This window comes from Malaciobacter pacificus (assembly GCF_004214795.1).
Classification (GTDB): domain Bacteria; phylum Campylobacterota; class Campylobacteria; order Campylobacterales; family Arcobacteraceae; genus Malaciobacter_A; species Malaciobacter_A pacificus.
This window is the reverse complement of record NZ_CP035928.1, coordinates 339264-357182: the sequence shown is the minus strand read 5'-3', so window position 1 is coordinate 357182 and position 17919 is coordinate 339264. Positions and strand designations below refer to the sequence as shown.

Sequence of the window (17919 nt, the reverse complement as noted above, 5' to 3'; positions counted from 1 at the left end):
TCATGAAACATATATTCTTCTTCATCCTAGTATTTTTAGCAACTACCGCAAGTGCTAAAAATCCAATTATATCTCCAACATTTGACGACTTAGTAAAATCCATAATTGGTGAAGAGGAATATATCTTTGATGATAAAAATATCACAATTAAAGTTCCTAGTTTTGCAGACAATCCTGTTCAAGTTCCAATTTATGTTGATGCAACAAAAATTAAAGATGCCAAAAGACTTATTATTTTTGCAGATTTAAATCCAATTGCTCAAATTGTTGATATGCCAACAACTAAACTACTTCCTATTTTTTCATCAAATATAAAAGTAGCTCAAGAAACACCATTAAGAGCTTTAGTTCAAGACTCAAGTGGATTATGGCATGTTGGAAGTGCGAACATTCATAGTAATGGAGGAGGATGTGACATCTCTTCTCAAGCATCACAAAATAGCGAATTTTCTAAATTCTTAGGACAAACAAAAGGTCAAGTTTTTGATAAAAAAGGTATTACTAGAATTAAAGCTTCTGTTTTTCATCCAATGGAAACTGGTCTAATATTTGGTAATACAAAATTCTTTGTTGATACGATCTTAATTAAAGATGGAAATAGTTTAATTGATGAGATTAAATTAACTCCTGCAATTAGTGAAAACCCTAGATTTATCTTCGAAACGAAAAATAAATACACTAATTTAAATATTCTTTTTAAAGATAATGATGCAAATAGTTTTGAGTTGAAATTCTAATGAAAAAGTTAATATCACTTACAACACTAACTGTTTGTGGTTTTGCTTTTGAATTTGATTTAAAACCTATAAAAGTATCTGAAAACAGCTACTACTTTGAAGGTAAAAAAGAGTATTTCTCACCTTCAAATGGTGGGGACATCTCTAATAGTGCATTTATTATAACTAAAGATAGTGTTATTCTTATTGATACAGGTTCTACTGTAGAGTATGCAAAGCAATTAAAAGAAAAGATTAAAACAATTACGAATAAACCCATAAAATATGTAATAAATACACATCATCACCCTGATCACTTCTTGGGTAATTATGTATTTAAAAATGTAAATATTTATGGTACAACTTATACACTAAATGAAATAAAAAGCCATGGAGAATTGTATGTAAGTAATATGGCAAACTTAATAGAAGATACTGCTTATACTACAAAATCATTATCTCCAAATAAAGTATTAAAAGAAGGTACTTTAAAACTTAATAACTATGAACTAGAGGTTTATTTATATGATGGACATACAAAAAGTGATGTTGTAATTTTTGATAAAAATACAAAAACTTTATATACATCAGATTTAATATTTAATCAAAGAGCTCTAGCAACTCCCCATGCTGATTTACAAAAATGGATAAAAACATTAGAAAAATTAAAAAAATTTGATTTTAAAACATTAGTTCCAGGTCATGGAGCAGTGGCTTACTCAAAAAATGTAATTGATGAAAATATTAATTATTTAACTTTCTTAGATAATAGATTAAAAAACTCTGTAGAAGAAGGTTTAGATACTTTTGAGATACTCTCTTTAGATGTTCCTAATGAGTTTAAAAACTATTCATTATTTACACAAGAGTATGAGAGAAGTATAATTAACTTATATCCCTCATACGAAAAAAAATTTTAATTTAACTTATTTTTAGAGTTTAATAATACAACTTTATCTAATTTATCAAAAACTTCAAAAGTATAGCTTTCAATATCTTTAGCTATAACTTTTAGTTTTGAATTATCAACTTTTTTATGATTGCTTGATATATAGTTTTGAACCTCATTATGAACTAACTGATGACTTTGTTTTAACTCATCCCAATATTTTGTTTTAGTAAAGTAATTATGATTATTTTCACAAGATATAATCCATTTACCCATATTACAAGACTTACAATCAACAACTGTTGAATTCTCATAACTATCTAAGACTTTATAATTGTTCTTTTTAAAATTAATATGGTCATTTTTATATTTAGAAACTTGATTTAAGAAGTCAATATCATTAACCATTTCATAATAGATATCTTTTATATTTGCCTTTGAAGTAATTTGAAGTAATCTATGTGATAATTTAGCAACTTGATTAGATAAAGTATCAATTTCATTAGCAGTTGATGCATTATTTTGTGTAGCCTGGTCTAATTGGTTTATTGTTTGATTAATTTGAATAATACCCTCTTCTTGCTCTTTACTAAAGTGTGTAACCTCATCTATAATCTCTTTTGTTTCAGAAATTTTAGAACTTAAAGTCTTATATCCTTCAATCATATTATTGGCAATATTTTTACCTTCATTTGCTTTTGATGTTGCATCACTTACTAAAAGTTTAATCTCATTTGCAGCATCAGCACTTCTTGAAGCTAAATTTCTAACTTCAGCAGCAACAACAGCAAATCCTTTGCCAGCTTCACCAGCAGTTGCTGCTTCAACAGCTGCATTTAGTGATAAAATATTTGTTTGAAATGCTATTTTATCTATTATTGCAATCGCTTCACTAATAGCTAATACTTTATCATTTATTTCACTCATAGAATCAGAAGTCTGATTTGCTAGATTTGCTCCATTTTGAGAAGAGATATTTAACTCATCTGCAATGTTACTCATTTTATTAATACTGTGACTATTATTTTTAAGGTTATTAGTTATCTCTTCAAGTGATGCAGCAGTTTGCTCTAATGATGAAGCTTGTTGGTTAGCTGCAATTGATAAATTATATGATGATGTTGCTAGTGTAGTTGTGTTATCATTTAACTCTTTACCTGCATTTGTAATCATAGCTATTAATTGAGATGTTGTTTGAGCTAATAGTGTAGTTGAATTATAAACAATACCAAAGTCACCGTACATGCCTTTCTTTTGAATGTCATTTAATTCAAAAGTATAGTTATTAGAAGTATAGTTGTTAAGTAATAGGTTGATATTTTCAAGTTTTAATTTAGTTCTATCAATCATTTTATTAATAATACCTCTTAAAGCTTCAACTTCAGATTGGAGTGGTAACTTAAAATAAGACACTTTTTTTATAATTCTATGCAGCTATTTCATTTTGTAACATCAAATTGATTTCTTCAAATCTAACAGGTGATAAATTTCCAAGATAACTATGTGATCTTGTTCTATTATAATAAAACTCAATATACTCAAAAATCTCTTGTTTTGCTTGTTTTTTAGTATAGAAATATTTCTGATAAATTAACTCATTTTTTAATGATTTAAAAAAACTCTCTGCTACTGCATTATCCCAACAATTTCCTTTCCTACTCATACTTTGAATTATTCCATATTTTTGCAATAAATCTTTATGACTATAAGAAGCATATTGACTTCCTCGATCTGTATGCCAAATAAGTCCTTTAGGTGGATTTCTATGTTTAATTGCCATATCTAAAGCATCATTTACAAGTGATACTTTCATACTATCATCAATAGACCATCCAACAACTTTTCTTGAATATAAATCAATTACAGTTGCAAGATACAACCATCCCTCTCCAGTAGGAATATAAGTAATATCACCAACATATTTCTCATTAGGATTTGAAGCATAAAAATCTCTATTTAAAATATTTGGTGCTATTGGTAGATTATGATTTGAATCTGTAGTATTTTTATATCTTCTTTTAATATTCACTTTTAGATTCAAATCTTTCATAATAGTAGAAATACGTCTTCTTGATACAATAAGCCCATAGAGTTCTTTTAGTTTATCTTGAATTCTTCTACTGCCATAATTATTTCTACCAAAAACAAATATAGATTTTACAAGTTCATTAAGTTGAATATCTACTTTTTTTACAATACAACCAGCTTTTACCCAATGATAATATGAAGCTCTATTTACTTTTAGAATTTTACACATTTTATTGATATTGAAACTCTTTGTATGTTTTTGTATCCAGGCATACTTTATAGAGTTTCTTTTGCGAAGTATGCTGTTGCTTTTTTTAATATATCCCTTTCTTGCTTTAAAATCTTATTCTCTTTACGTAAGCGTTTAAGCTCTTCAGCTTCACTCTCTTTGAGTGTACTTTTTATTTCAATATTCCTCATTGGAATATTATGTTCTTTTTTATATGCAGTAACCCATGCATATAATGTTTTTGGATTTAAATCTAAATCTTTTGCTATATCTTTTACATTTTCATTATTGTTAATAATTAATTGTACTGTTGAGTCTTTAAACTCTTGACTATATTTTCTCATGGTAACCCTTATTCATTTTTTATTTTAACGCAGAATCTCTAAAATTCTTTGTCTGAATTTATGTTACCACTCCACTCTTCAATTCTTAAAGTAGAGATATTACTCCATTGTGATAAAGATGTTCCATAGATTGTTTTTGATAATTTATCTAATGTTTCTAAAGCTTTTGTATCATCTATTTTAACTTTCTCATCAATCTCTAATATTGATAAGCCTTCTTGCTTATATTGAGCTATTTCATCACTTGCTAAAAGATATTTATCAAATACTCTTTGAACTATTTTTAAATGCTTTTTCTCTTCTTTTGTAACATTTTTTAATCTTTTATATTTTCTAATTGTTCTTAAAATATTTGTGTGTTTTTGCTGTAATGATGTTAAATAATTACTATCTCCTCTTAATATATAATTCTTAAAATCATGAATTAATCCACCATAACCAGCTTCACCTTTCATTGCTAATAAAAGATTATCTTTTTGATTTTTATATAATAGAATCTCTCTGTATTTTTCAATTTGTTTATAAGAATCACTAAGTTTGAATTCATTGTAAATTTTTAAAATATCATCTGTACTATTTTTTTCAAAGATATCAATATAGGTTTTTTGAGATGATAATAAAGAACCAATATTATAATAATCTTCAATTTGTATTTTTCCTATTGAAAAAATCTCTTCAAGTTACTGCTTTTCTTTAAATGATTTATCAATTAAATTAGATAAGGCTACATAAGATTGGATTAATTTTGATATTTTTGAGTCAGTTGAATGAAGTATTAATTCGTCTAAAAACAGAAAAAGATTTTTAATTTTTTCATCATAAAAATTTAATAAAGTTGATTCATCAACTCTTAAAGATAAAACATCATCCCTTAAAACTTTTAACTCTTCTTTTTTTTGTTTATACTCTTTTATAAAACTTTTATCATTATCAAACTCTTTAAAGCTATTTTCTAATTCAATTTCAGTATTAATTGTGTTTTCAACTTGGGCTAATAAATTCTTTTTATATCTTTCTCCATAAGAATTTAAATATTTATTTGATATGTTCCTCTCAATTTGAAACTGGTAAATTAAAGATGAAACTGCTTGAGATATTTTTAAATAAGAACTAGTTTCCTTTATCTTATTTTGTTGTTCAATATTCTCAAAAATAATTAAGATTGATAATATACAGATACTTATTAGAGGTAGTAAGAGTACAAAAAAAATCTTATTTTTTAATTTTAAACTATTCATATATTCCCTTAAAATGATTAATTAATGGAAATATATTAGAATATTTATAAAATCAAAATTAGCTTATTTTTTTTGTAATCAAAGTGTAATCTTCAAATTATTAATTTGTTATTTATTTATATTTTCTAAGAATCTAACAACTAATCTCACTGCACATCCTGTTGCACCATAAGGATTATATCCCCATGTCTCTTTTCTATATGAAGGACCTGCTATATCAAAATGTAACCATTTATTTTTATTTTCTTTTTCAATAAAGTTAGATAAAAACAAACTTGCTGTTATTGCTCCCCCATTTTTATTTGAACTTGTATTTGTCATATCTGCAATTGAACTTTTTAATTTATTTTCCATAAATTGATTGAAAGGTAAAAATCCAACTAACTCTCCTGATTTATTTGAAGCTTTAGTAATTAATTTTTTAATCTTTTCATTATATCCCATTACAGCCGTCGTATATCCTCCAAAAGCTCCAATACTAGCTCCTGTTAATGTTGCAAAATCAAAAATATAATCAATATCTTTTATATTCTTTTGTGCATAAGTTAAACAATCAGCAAGTACCAATCTTCCTTCAGCATCTGTATTAGTAACTTCAACAGTTTTTCCACTATAAGTTTTAAGTACATCATCAGGTTTATAAGCATCTCCACCTATCATATTCTCAACAGCACCTAAAATAGAGTGAACTTCAATGTCTACATCATTTTCACTTAAAAACTTCATCACACCTAATAAAGCACTAGCCCCACCTTTATCACACTTCATAGAAATCATACCTTCGCCTCTTTTTAGACTAAGTCCTCCCGTATCGTATGTAAGTCCTTTTCCTACTAAAACTATTTTTGCCTTAGGCTTTTTAGGTTTATAAGAAAGATGTATTAACTGAGATTCATGTCTTGAAGCTTTTCCAACACTATACATAGCATTCATTCCAACTTCTTGAAGATAGTCTTCACCATAAACTTCACAATTAATCTTAGAATCTTCTGCAATTTTTAAAGCATCACTAGCCATAACTTTAGGATAATAATCTTCAGGGGCACTATTTACTATATCTCTTACATAATTTACACTATTACTTAAAGATAAAGAGTATGCTAACTTCTTCTTTAAATCTTCATATTTTGTAATAGAATTGTATGTAGAAATAATTATCTTAATATCATTTTTCTTTTTATCATTTAAATACTTGTTAAAAGTATATGTTCCTAATAATATGCCCTCTACGATATTATTAATTTTTAATTCTTTTTTCAATTGAACAATATCTAATTTTATAGAATCAATATTATATGATTTAACGCTATTTAAAGCTTTACTAAATGCTATTTTAAATGTTTCATTTGATTTATCATTCACATATATGTAAAGTTTTTTTTCATTTTGAGATGCAAAACAATTATATGCTGAACTAAAAAAGTTTATTTCATCTAAAACTTTTTTAATCTTAGAATTTAAATTTTTTTTATTTTTTATTAGTACTAACTCTAAATCTGAGTTAATATTCTCTATTTTTTCTTTATTTAAAACTATATTCATAAACTTAATCCTTTAGGGATATTATATAATTTTAAATTGAAAGCAGTGTTATAAAACTAGCTATAAGCTAGTTTTATAAATTAATTAGTTTTTATTTAAGCAATTTAAATCAAAAAATGCTACTTCAAGTCTAGCAATCATAGACTCTTGACCAGCTCTTAGCCATTTTCTTGGGTCATAGTATGATTTATTTGGTTTATCTTCACCTTCTGGGTTACCAATTTGACCTTGTAAATAATCATGGTTTTTAGCTACAAAACCTCTAACTCCATCCCAAGTTGCCCATTGAGTATCTGTATCAATATTCATTTTAATTACACCATAATCAATTGCTTCTCTGATTTCTGATAACTCAGAACCAGATCCACCATGGAATACAAAATCAACTGGTTTTGAATCAGTTGAGTGTTTTTCAGTAATAAATTTTTGTGAGTTATCTAAAATTTTTGGAGATAATACTACATTTCCTGGTTTATAAACACCATGTACATTTCCAAAAGATGCAGCAATAGTGAAGTTTTCACTAACTTTACTTAACTCTTCATATGCATAGCATACTTCTTCTGGTTGAGTATATAAAAGTGCATTATCAACATCAGAGTTATCAACACCATCCTCTTCTCCACCAGTAATTCCTAACTCGATTTCAATCATCATATCAAGTTCATTCATAGTTTTAAAATACTCAACACATGTTCCAATATTCTCTTCTAATGGCTCTTCTGATAAATCTAACATATGTGAAGTAAATAAAGGTCTTCCAGTCTTTTTGAAGTTTTCTCTACTAGCTTCAATTAAACCATCAATCCATGGTAAAAGTTTTCTTGCAGCATGGTCAGTGTGTAAAACTACTGGAATCCCATAAGCTTTTGCCATAGTATGAACATGATTAGCTCCACTAATTGCACCTAATACTGCAGCATCAGAAGATTTTAAACCTTTTCCAGCATAAAATCCTGCTCCTCCATTTGAAAACTGAACAATAATTGGTGAATTTACTTTAGCTGCTGCTTCTAAAACTGAATTTATAGAATCAGTTCCTACAACATTTACAGCTGGAATAGCAAAGTTGTTCTCTTTTGCATAAGCAAAAAGTTTTTTTGCTTCACTACCTGTTAATACTCCCGCATTTACTACATCTAATGCACCCATTCTATCTCCTTGTGTAATTAATTATTTAATAACAATCTTAGCTTTACTTCTAAGTTTATCAGCTAGTTCTTTTGCTTTCTTGTTATATTCATTTCCGATAAGAATTTGTGAAATATTACCTTCTACTTCTTTAAAAGATAATGATTTAGATGGTTTTTTGTCTTTTAAATAAATTACATGGTAACCAAACTGTGTTTTAACTGGAGTTTTTGAGTAAGATTTTGGATTTAAACTTTTAGCACCTTTTGAAAACTCTGGAACCATTTGAGCTTCAGAAAACTCTCCTAAATCTCCACCATTTTTCTTGCTTGGTCCTTCAGATTTAGTTTTTGCTAACTCAATAAATTTTGCTTCTTTATCTGAAGCTTTATCTAATTGCTTAATAATATCTTTTGCTTCTTTTTCAGTTTTAACTAAAATATGTCTTGCATTTAATTTACCTGGTTGTACAAACTTATCTTTATTTTTTTCATAAAAATCTTTTTTTTGTGAATCTGTAAATTTTAAACTCTCTAATTCATTTTTTTGCCAAATTTGGAAAGCTAAATCTTCTTTCATTTTATTAATAGCTTTTTCAAATGTTTTATCTTTTTCAATTCCATTTTTAATTGCATCTTTTGCAATTAGCTTTCTATTAATAATTTGTTCTAGAACTTCTTTTTGAGCATTTTTTGGTAATTTCTCAAAATTAATTCTTGGGTCTTGTAATGCCATAGCAACATCATCTTTAGTAATTTTCTCTCCGTCAACTGTTGCGTAAAAATCAGCTGCACTTAGCGTAGAAACTAATGCAATTGAAGCTACAAAACTTGATACTACTTTTCTCATATTATTCCTTAATCATTTAATTGTTGATATTTTATCTTTTATACATTAATAAAAAGTTAACTTAAAATTTTTAAATAATAAAAATAATTACCACTTGATTTGAGTAGTTTTTTATAAATTTTAAAATTTAGCTTAAAAACCCTTTAAATTTTTAAATTTTTATGATACAATTCGCCAAAATTTAAACTTAACTTAAATTTAAGGGATGAGATGAGAATATTAATTATTGAAGATGAAATTACTTTAAATAGAACATTACAAGAGGGTCTTACTGATTTTGGATATCAAGTAGACACTGCAGAAAACTATAAAGATGCTGAATATTTTATAGATATTAGAAATTATGATTTAGTATTAACTGACTGGATGTTACCAGATGGTGATGGTATTGAGTTATGTAAAATTGTAAAAAATAGAAGCTCAAGAACTGCTGTTGTTATTATCTCTGCAAGAGATGATAAAGAATCTGAAATTGAAGCATTAAAATCTGGTGCTGACGATTTCATTAAAAAACCATTTGATTTTGATATCTTACTAGCTAGAATTGAAGCTAGATTAAGATTTGGTGGAACAAATGTAATTGAAATTGATGAATTATCAATTAACCCAGATGAAGAAAAAATTGAATATGCTGGTGAAGAGATTGAATTAAAAGGTAAACCTTTTGAAGTTTTAACTCACCTAGCAAGACATAGAGATCAAATTGTTTCTAAAGAGCAATTATTGGATGCAATTTGGGAAGAGCCTGAATTAGTAACTCCAAATGTTATTGAAGTTGCAATTAATCAAATTAGACAAAAAATGGATAAACCATTAAATATCTCTACAATTGAGACTATTAGAAGAAGAGGATATAGATTCTGCTACCCAAATACGGTAGATGAAGATCAAAAATAGGAATTTTCTTTTTTAATGGAAAGTAGAAGTATATATAAACAGTTCTATAATAAACTGATTATTGCCACTTCACTTTTCATTATTACTTTATCTTTTATATTCTATGAATATACAAGAAGCACTATCTACGAAGATATTCATAAAAACCTTTTAAAACAAGCTAAACAGATTTATCAAGGAACATATTCCCATGATAATTTTAAACCATCACAAACAGAGAGCATTACTGTTGAATTAGTTTATGAAAAAGACTTAAAAAACTATAAGTTTTATAATTATAAAAAGAATTCAAGCTACTATGTGAAGCTATTATATCCTTTTGAATTAAAAGATAAACTTTTCTTACAAATCATAAAAAATATTGACTTTGAAAGAGAATTATTACACTCTTTAATTTTCAAAAACCTATTTATATTAGCTATTCCTGGATTTATAATGATGCTTTTATATTCAGTATTTGTATCAAAATCACTTTTAAAGCCTATCATTCAAATCAATAATAAACTATCACATATGGATGAAAATACCTTAACCCAAATAGATAAGAAAGATTTACCAATTGAGTTTCACTCACTTGCTAATTCAATTAACTCATTAACAAATAGAATTGAAACATATGTTAAATTTAAAAAAGAGCTTTTTATTGGTGCAGCCCATGAATTAAAAACCCCACTTGCAGTTATGAAATTAAAAAATGAAGTAACTTTAAGAAAAAAAAGAGAAATAGAACAATATGAAGAGACTTTAAATCTTACTATTAAATCAATTGATGATATGAATAAAATGATATCTTCAATTTTAGATATAGGAAGAGCTGAAGGTGCACAATTTGAACAAATGACAGATTTAGATTTAGTACAATATCTAAAGAAAAAATCAAATGATTATAGAATGTTGAGTGCTCAAAAAAATATAATCATTACATTTTTTTCAAATGTTAATTATTTACATACATCTATTAGACTTACTCTTTTTAACCAAATACTTCAAAACTTTGTACAAAATGCCATTAAATTTACACCTGAAAATAAATCTATTGCAATAAAATTAAAAAAGAAGAAAGATAAAATAGTATTAACAGTAATTGATGAAGGAATAGGTATTAATGAAGATATTGATTTATTTGCACCATTTAAACGAGTTGGCAATCAAAGTGGAGTTGGATTAGGATTATTTTTAGCTAAAAATGCAGCAGATGCACTTAGAGGTAAAATCTCACTTAAAAATAGGAAAGATGGAAAGTCAGGATGTATTGCAAAACTTGAGCTTCCAAATACATCAAGACTAACTATTACTTAGAAATTATTTGCGTGTTCTATTTTAGTACACTTATTTTGAACTACTTTTAATCCAGCATCTTTTGCTTTTTGAGCAGCTTCATTATTTACTAATCCTAATTGTGTCCAAACACATTTAACATCATCTCTTTTTAATACTTCATCTACAATTGCAGCAATGGCATCAGGTTTTCTAAAAATATCAACCATATCAATTTCAAATGGAATTTCAGAAATAGTTCTATAAACTTTTTCTCCTAAAATTTCATCCTCTTTTGGATAAACAGGAACAATTTTAAATCCTGCACTTTGTAAATATTTAGCAACTCTATTACTAGCTTTTTCTTCATTTGGAGAAAGACCAGCAATTGCAATAGTTTTTGTATTATTAAAAATTTCTATTATTTCTTCATTATTTGAATTTACACTTGGGAATTCACACTCCATTTTATATCCTTATAAAAAATTTACCTAGATTATAAGTAAATTTTTTAAAAAACTGGATAAATTATATGGAGTTATTATATTTTATTTAGTTTTTCTTGTAAGTAAGACTTAACATCATTATAGATAATAGTCTCTTTGAAGTCTTCAAATTTTGCACCACTTGCATTTACATGTCCGCCACCTTTTGCAAGTTTTTCAGCCATGATTGAAACATTTACAACACCATCTGCTCTAAATGAAGCATGACCTTTTCTTCCAATATCAATAAAGAAATCATACTCTTTATTTGCTTTTAAAAATGCATTTGCTGGAATTGAAACAGAACCTAAACAATAAGTTAAAAGTCCTTTATGTCCATTATAAGTTACAGTTAAACTCTCTTTTACATCAGCTAAAGATTTTACTAAATATTTTGCACTTAGGTTATCTAAAGTATCATCATTTTTTGTTTGATTCAAAAACTCTTTTTTAAAACTGTGGATATTGCTATCTAGTTTTATATTTGCATTTTCTTCATTTAAAAACATAGTAGCTTTTTTCAATAAAAAATGTCTATAGTCCCTATTTAAATCAGCAAATAAAACATTATTTATTTCTCTAGCACTACTAACCATTGTCATTAGAACTTTACCAAATTCAAAATTGAATATTTCATCTTCTAGCCAAATATCAATTGCATTAATTGCATTAACTAGCGGATTCATCCATTTAATAGTTTCACTATCAAAACCATCAAACTGCTCAAACATATAATCATAAACTATTTTTGTAGCACATCTTTTATTATCTAAATAATACCAATCAAAAGTATTAGCACTTTTCTCACCACTAGCATGATGGTCTAAAAGTTGAAGTTTAATATTAAAACCTTCTTCTTTTAATTTATTTATATCTCTATCTAGGTCTTTTGATTCTTGAAAAGTTAGATTTAAATCACTAATAATTAATAAAATCTCTTCATCTTTGTAATTTAAAATCTCTTCTAAAACCTTAGCAATAGTCAGTTTTACTTCTAAACCATAGTTTGCATTATAAAAAGAGCCTTCTTTAAAGTACTCTTTTGTAATTAACTGACAACCATAACCATCTAAATCTGTATGAGAAATGTGAAATAATTTCATTAAACTAAATCTTTTAGTGTTAAATCTTTTAAGAAGTCATTTACCTTTAATTGTAAATTATTTAATAAAGGCCAAATAGAACAATTAAGTGCTTTTTGGTTTGGACAGCTTTGTAATGAAGGTGAACATTCAAATACCATAGGTATTCTCTCTTCTGCTGCTTCGACTATTTCTAAAATAGTCATCTCTTCCCAAGACTTTTTTAAAGTAAACCCACCGTTTACACCTCTGTGAGAAATCACTAATTCATTTTTAGCAAGATTTTGCATAATCTTTGCAAGAAATGATTTTGATATATCCAACTCTTTTGATAATACATCTACATTTTTTGGCTTCTCGCCTTGAGCTATAGAAATAAGTGACAATAATGCGTATTCGCTTTTTTTTGTTAATAACATATTAAATCCGATTGTTTTTGTCTTAATTTTACAAGAAAGTTCATTAAGATTTGTTATTATAATTAATTAATATAATTTTTTAATAAAAAAAAAGGGTTGTAGCAAAACTACAACCCTTTTTCTAAGCTAATAAAACTTAATTACTTAGCTCTAATTCCTAAAGAAGCTACTAATTCTACAAATGAGTTGTAGTTTTTTCTTCTTAAGTATGCTAATAATCTTTTTCTTTTACCAACCATTTTTAAAAGACCTAATCTTGAAGAGTGATCTTTTTTATTAATTTTTAAGTGCTCTGTTAATACTTTAATTTGCTCTGTTAAAATAGCAATTTGTACTTCTGCTGAACCTGTATCACCATCTTTTTTTGCATACTTTGCAATAATTCCTGCTTTTACTTCCTGATCTAAAGCCATCTTGACCTCCTAATAGGTATATTTAATTTGTTTCACTTTTACAAAAGTGGTTGCGGATTATAGTTAAATTAATATTAAAATATCTTTAAGTTTAAACTATATTTTCTTTTAGATAAATATTGCTAAAATTTAACATGATAATAAATTTTGAAAACATCCATCTCTCATACGATGAGAAACTAATATTAAAAGAGTTAAATCTAAAAATTGCCAAAGGTGAGAACTGGGCAATTTTAGGAAAAAATGGTAGTGGAAAATCTACATTAATTAAATTAATATCTTCAGAAATTCACCCAAGAAAACAGTATAAATATAAAAAAGAGATTTTAGGAAAAGAGAGATATACACTAAGTGAATTAAAACAATACCTAGGAATTATTACTAATGATTTACATAACTATTTTGAAACCCATGGTAATTTTCTAACTACCTATGAAGTGGTTTTAAGTGGATATTATAGTTCTATTGGGGTATTTAAACATCAAGACTTCAGTGAAGCTCAGCACATTAGAGCTTTAGAAGTAATTGAATTTTTAGAATTAAATGAGATAAAAGATAAGCAAGTTTACCAACTATCAACTGGGCAACTTAGAAAAGCAATTATAGGAAGAGCTTTAATTCATAAGCCAAGTGCTTTTATACTAGATGAGCCAACTATTGGTTTAGATATAAAAGCTCAAGTAAACTTTATAAATATGATGAAAAAACTATCATCTCAAGCAAGTATTATTTTAGTGACTCACCATATTGAAGAGATTTTTGAGGAGATATCTCATATAGCTTTAATGTATGAAAACAAAGTATTTATTCAAGGGAAAAAACAAGAAGTTTTAAATAGTGAAAATTTATCTAAGATTTTTGAAGTTGATTTAGAAATAGCACAAAAAAATGGAAGATACTATTTTGAAACAGTAGGATGAGTTATCTCACCCTCCCGTTTCATAAAAAGCTCTAGATGAAGTTTCATTTTCATCTTTTGTTGACCACTTATTTTTTTCAGGTTTATTAGCTAAAACCTTTTTTAAAATATTAGCAGCCTCATCTATATCATTATTTTGAACAGCATCTTTAATACTCATTGCATCTTCAAAATATAAACAAGGTATTAAGTAACCCTCAGCTGTTAATCTAATTCTATTACATGAAGCACAAAAATCATCTTTATGTGGTTCTATTATTCCAAATTGGAAACCATTTTCAAACTCATAGTATTGAGCAGGTGAGCTTGTATCTCTAGGAACTGTTTTAAAGTTAGGGTATTTTTGAGATATTATCTCTTTAATTTCATCAGAATTTAATCCCTTTGCACCATCTTTTGCATGGTGATTTTCCATAAACTCAATAAATCTAACAACATAACCTTTTTCCATACAAAACTCTAAAACTTCTAAAATATCTTGATCATTAATTCCCTTTAAAGGAACACAATTAATCTTGATTTTTAGACCTACTTTATTTGCTTCTTCAATACCTTCTAATACTGTTTTTAAAACATTTTTTTGAGCCATCTTAGCAGCCGTTGCTTCATTTAAACTATCTAAAGATACATTTATTCTTTTAAGGCCTGAATCCTTTAATCTTTGTGCAACTTTTGATAATAAAAAACCATTTGTAGTTAAAGCTAAATCAATATCATTTTTATAATCATAAATCATTTTTAGAAAAACATCTAACTCTTCTCTTAAAAGAGGTTCACCACCTGTGATTCTAACTTTTTTAATACCCTCATCAATACCTACTTTAATAAATTTAAATAGCTCTTCATAAGTAAGTAGGTTCTCTTTAGGTACCCAAGAAAATGGTTTTTCAGGCATACAATATTGACATCTAAAATTACATCTTTCAGTTACTGAAACTCTTAGATAATCATGTTTTCTACCAAATCCATCTATTAACATATTATATTCCTATTTTTAAAACCCTAAGCATAGTACATAAATGCTTAAAAAGGTAAAATTAATTTAACCTTTCCCATGCTTCATCAATAGTTTTTACCCTAGAAGCGAATACTAAATATAATGCAATATTAAATTTAGCAAGTTTTATAAGCTCATCATCTGCATTATTAACTATATTTAGTGATTCTTCAAGGGTAATATTCTCAAAACTTCTATCATAAGATATTTCGTAATCTTCTAATTTAAAATTTTGCTCAACTATTTCACCATCAATCATTTTCCAGAATTTTCCATTTTTCATAACTTCTGGACTACCTTCACTTGCTTTTACAACAATAATATCTTTATAATACTCTCCAAAGATATCTAAATACTTTTGAACATATGGCTTATGAAATGCTGTTGTTACTGCATATTCACTCTCTCCAGGGCTTAATAGCTTTTCAACTGTATTAAACGCTGTTCTAAGACCTAATTCTTGTCTTAAGTCAGTTAAGTCACTTAACTCTTTTAAATATTCACTTCTATCAAAAAAATGAATAAACTCACCTTTTTGTATTTGTGAATAAACTTCTTTTGTTGTTAAACCATTTTTAGCTGGTTGAACTCTATCTCCTGAAATAACTAGATTTAATCTTCTAATATCACTATTTTTAGAATAAAACTCTTTTAAAATCTCTTCATATAAAGGAAATAAAAATGGATTACTAGCTCTTCCATCAAAAGAGTATCCCAATTCTAAAGAGTCTTCTACTTTTTGAAATTTCATATATTTTTTCAAAGCTTTAACCATAGCTTTTAATTCACTATTTGTTTCAAACTTTGTTCTCCATGCAATTAAAAATGCTCCTATTTGAGAATCTGTTGCAGTTCTTAATAAAATATTATCAATTGCATCAATAATTTCATTCTCTTCTAACTCCCTATTTCCTTTAGGCCCTGTTCCAACAGCTTTTATATACTTTTTAAAACTCATTATATACCTTATTCATATTTTATAATTATATTAATATCGTAATATACTATAATTTTTATAAAACACACTATATGGTTAGTTTATATACATTATAAGTCTAAATTATATATAATATAATAGTAAAATATAAAAAAATATTCAGGGAAAAATTTGGCAAACGTATACTTAACAGGGGCAGGTCCTGGTGATATAGAACTTATGACTGTAAAAGCTTTAAGAGTTGTTCAAAATGCTGATGTGATTATATATGACAGACTAGCCAATAGTGATATATTAAAAGAAGCAAAAGATGGAGTTGAACTTATTTTTGTAGGTAAAGAAAAAGGTAACCATAGAGTTCCTCAAGATGAAATCAATGAAATTATTTATCAATGTTCATTAAAATATGAAAATGTAGTAAGACTAAAAGGTGGTGACCCTTTTGTATTTGGACGAGGTGGAGAAGAAGCACTTTATTTAAGACAAAGAGGTGTGGAGTTTGAAATTATTCCTGGGGTTACTTCAGCTATTTCAGTTCCAGCATATGCAGGAATTCCTATTACACATAGAGGAATTACTCCGTCATTTAGAGTAGTAACAGGACATAGAAAATCTAGTGATAATATCGCTCAAATTAATTGGAAATCTTTTATTGAAGATGAAACAATCGTTTTTTTGATGGGCTTACACAATATTGAACTTATAGTAACAAACTTACTAAAAGTTGGAAAAGATAAAAACTACCCTTGCGCGATTATTTCAAATGGAACAACTAAAAATCAAAAAGTTATTACAGGAACCTTAGAAAACATAGTTGAAAAATCAAAAGAAGCAGTAAGTCCTGCAATTATTATTGTTGGAGAAGTTGTAAATTTAAGAGATGAATTAAAATGGTTCGATAAAGAAGAAAATATTTAATCTAATTTATCAAAAAAATCTTTTGTTTTATTTCTAAAATACTTCATTCTCTCTTCCCCTTTAGGAAGAGATAACCTCTCTTTTTTTATCTCTTTTATAAAATCAATTACACTATTTGGTATTTTTTTATCTAACCAAAGTTTTAGTTGAGTAATAACAGAAGGTGCTCCACCATTTGTAGAAATAGAAATAATCAAATCTTCTTTTTTTAGATATGCACCCAAATTAAAATCGCAATTTTCAGGTAAATCTGCAAAGTTACATAGATAATTTTTACCTTCTACTTGTTTTGCAATTTGTTTTTGTAATTCAATATCATTAAAAGCAACAATTAAAATATTAAAACCCACAATATCATTTTGCTTATACTCTTTTTTAAAATTCTTAAGCTTATTATCTTTGATTAATTTTTGCATTTCATCACTAAAAGATCTTGAGATTACAGTTATATCCTTTGTAAAATCTAATAAAACTTTTAATTTTCGTGTGGCTATCTCTCCTCCACCTAAAATCAATATTTTTCTACCTTTTAAATTCAAAAACATAGGACAATTAGCCATAGAATACCTTTGTATTTTTTTATATTTTATCTAAATAATCTATTTATTTTAATTTTCACAAAAATTACA

Annotated in this window: 21 protein-coding genes; 6 read left to right on the top strand and 15 right to left on the bottom strand. The window is 26.7% G+C overall.

All coding sequences use genetic code 11. The features are described 5' to 3' along the window. Window positions 1–2 precede the first annotated feature (2 nt). Both APAC_RS01865 and APAC_RS01860 read left to right on the top strand, forming a co-directional pair. A complete protein-coding gene (locus APAC_RS01865; RefSeq protein WP_130232499.1) occupies window positions 3–737 on the top strand; it encodes a thiosulfate oxidation carrier protein SoxY in 735 nt (244 codons plus the stop codon). After that, complete coding sequence (locus APAC_RS01860) at window positions 737–1636, top strand: quinoprotein relay system zinc metallohydrolase 1 (protein WP_130232498.1); 900 nt, start codon at window positions 737–739, stop codon at window positions 1634–1636. Before APAC_RS01865 ends, APAC_RS01860 begins: the two co-directional genes overlap by 1 nt. On the opposite strand, the gene APAC_RS01855 is transcribed toward APAC_RS01860, so the two are convergent. From APAC_RS01855 to APAC_RS01820, 8 genes are all read right to left on the bottom strand, one after another. Next, the gene (locus APAC_RS01855) at window positions 1633–2955 is read right to left on the bottom strand and encodes a methyl-accepting chemotaxis protein (RefSeq protein ID WP_130232497.1); all 1323 of its coding nucleotides are present in this window, start codon (window positions 2953–2955) and stop codon (window positions 1633–1635) included. The two genes, APAC_RS01860 and APAC_RS01855, sit on opposite strands and share 4 nt — an antisense overlap. Window positions 2956–3031: 76 nt before the next feature. Beyond that, the gene (locus APAC_RS01850) at window positions 3032–3913 is read right to left on the bottom strand and encodes an IS3 family transposase (RefSeq protein ID WP_233750439.1); all 882 of its coding nucleotides are present in this window, start codon (window positions 3911–3913) and stop codon (window positions 3032–3034) included. Further along, entirely contained in the window at window positions 3910–4206 is a 297-nt protein-coding gene (locus APAC_RS01845; protein ID WP_044416656.1) for a transposase, read from the bottom strand. Before APAC_RS01845 ends, APAC_RS01850 begins: the two co-directional genes overlap by 4 nt. Window positions 4207–4244: 38 nt before the next feature. After that, entirely contained in the window at window positions 4245–4661 is a 417-nt protein-coding gene (locus APAC_RS01840) for a CHASE3 domain-containing protein (protein WP_130232496.1), read from the bottom strand. A 225-nt stretch (window positions 4662–4886) separates the two neighbouring features. Continuing rightward, a complete protein-coding gene (locus tag APAC_RS01835) occupies window positions 4887–5444 on the bottom strand; it encodes a nitrate- and nitrite sensing domain-containing protein (RefSeq protein ID WP_130232495.1) in 558 nt (185 codons plus the stop codon). A gap of 108 nt (window positions 5445–5552) precedes the next feature. Further along, window positions 5553–6986, bottom strand: a complete 1434-nt coding sequence (locus APAC_RS01830; RefSeq protein ID WP_228255932.1) for a leucyl aminopeptidase — start codon at window positions 6984–6986, stop codon at window positions 5553–5555. 84 nt (window positions 6987–7070) lie between these two features. Then, the gene (fbaA, locus tag APAC_RS01825) at window positions 7071–8138 is read right to left on the bottom strand and encodes a class II fructose-bisphosphate aldolase (RefSeq protein WP_130232493.1); all 1068 of its coding nucleotides are present in this window, start codon (window positions 8136–8138) and stop codon (window positions 7071–7073) included. Window positions 8139–8159: 21 nt separating this feature from the next. Continuing rightward, window positions 8160–8966: a peptidylprolyl isomerase gene (locus tag APAC_RS01820; RefSeq protein WP_130232492.1), complete on the bottom strand. Its 807-nt coding sequence runs from the start codon at window positions 8964–8966 to the stop codon at window positions 8160–8162. A 210-nt stretch (window positions 8967–9176) separates the two neighbouring features. On the opposite strand from APAC_RS01820, the gene hsrA reads away from it, so the two are divergent. Continuing rightward, a complete protein-coding gene (hsrA, locus tag APAC_RS01815) occupies window positions 9177–9863 on the top strand; it encodes a homeostatic response regulator transcription factor HsrA (RefSeq protein WP_130232491.1) in 687 nt (228 codons plus the stop codon). Window positions 9864–9878: 15 nt separating this feature from the next. Continuing rightward, the gene (locus tag APAC_RS01810) at window positions 9879–11162 is read left to right on the top strand and encodes a sensor histidine kinase (protein ID WP_130232490.1); all 1284 of its coding nucleotides are present in this window, start codon (window positions 9879–9881) and stop codon (window positions 11160–11162) included. Here the strand turns inward: APAC_RS01810 and APAC_RS01805 are convergent. From APAC_RS01805 to rpsO, 4 genes are all read right to left on the bottom strand, one after another. After that, window positions 11159–11587, bottom strand: a complete 429-nt coding sequence (locus tag APAC_RS01805) for a CoA-binding protein (RefSeq protein ID WP_130232489.1) — start codon at window positions 11585–11587, stop codon at window positions 11159–11161. The two genes, APAC_RS01810 and APAC_RS01805, sit on opposite strands and share 4 nt — an antisense overlap. A 74-nt stretch (window positions 11588–11661) precedes the next feature. Then, window positions 11662–12708, bottom strand: coding sequence for a DHH family phosphoesterase (locus APAC_RS01800; RefSeq protein WP_130232488.1), 1047 nt, complete (start codon window positions 12706–12708; stop codon window positions 11662–11664). Beyond that, window positions 12708–13106, bottom strand: a complete 399-nt coding sequence (locus tag APAC_RS01795) for an RrF2 family transcriptional regulator (protein WP_130232487.1) — start codon at window positions 13104–13106, stop codon at window positions 12708–12710. Before APAC_RS01795 ends, APAC_RS01800 begins: the two co-directional genes overlap by 1 nt. A 140-nt stretch (window positions 13107–13246) precedes the next feature. Then, window positions 13247–13519, bottom strand: a complete 273-nt coding sequence (rpsO, locus tag APAC_RS01790) for a 30S ribosomal protein S15 (protein ID WP_130232486.1) — start codon at window positions 13517–13519, stop codon at window positions 13247–13249. 134 nt (window positions 13520–13653) lie between these two features. On the opposite strand from rpsO, the gene APAC_RS01785 reads away from it, so the two are divergent. Further along, entirely contained in the window at window positions 13654–14439 is a 786-nt protein-coding gene (locus tag APAC_RS01785) for an ABC transporter ATP-binding protein (protein ID WP_130232485.1), read from the top strand. A 6-nt stretch (window positions 14440–14445) separates the two neighbouring features. Here APAC_RS01785 and moaA read toward each other — a convergent pair whose 3' ends face one another. Continuing rightward, complete coding sequence (gene moaA, locus APAC_RS01780) at window positions 14446–15417, bottom strand: GTP 3',8-cyclase MoaA (protein WP_130232484.1); 972 nt, start codon at window positions 15415–15417, stop codon at window positions 14446–14448. Between the two features lie 58 nt (window positions 15418–15475). Then, window positions 15476–16393 carry a glycosyl transferase gene (locus APAC_RS01775; protein WP_130232483.1) on the bottom strand — a complete coding sequence of 306 codons (918 nt, stop codon included), beginning with the start codon at window positions 16391–16393 and terminating at the stop codon, window positions 15476–15478. Between the two features lie 150 nt (window positions 16394–16543). Here APAC_RS01775 and cobA point away from each other — a divergent pair, with 150 nt between their 5' ends. Then, the gene (cobA, locus tag APAC_RS01770) at window positions 16544–17290 is read left to right on the top strand and encodes a uroporphyrinogen-III C-methyltransferase (RefSeq protein WP_130232482.1); all 747 of its coding nucleotides are present in this window, start codon (window positions 16544–16546) and stop codon (window positions 17288–17290) included. Here the strand turns inward: cobA and APAC_RS01765 are convergent. Next, complete coding sequence (locus APAC_RS01765; protein WP_130232481.1) at window positions 17287–17850, bottom strand: precorrin-2 dehydrogenase/sirohydrochlorin ferrochelatase family protein; 564 nt, start codon at window positions 17848–17850, stop codon at window positions 17287–17289. The two genes, cobA and APAC_RS01765, sit on opposite strands and share 4 nt — an antisense overlap. Between the last annotated feature and the right edge of the window lie 69 nt (window positions 17851–17919).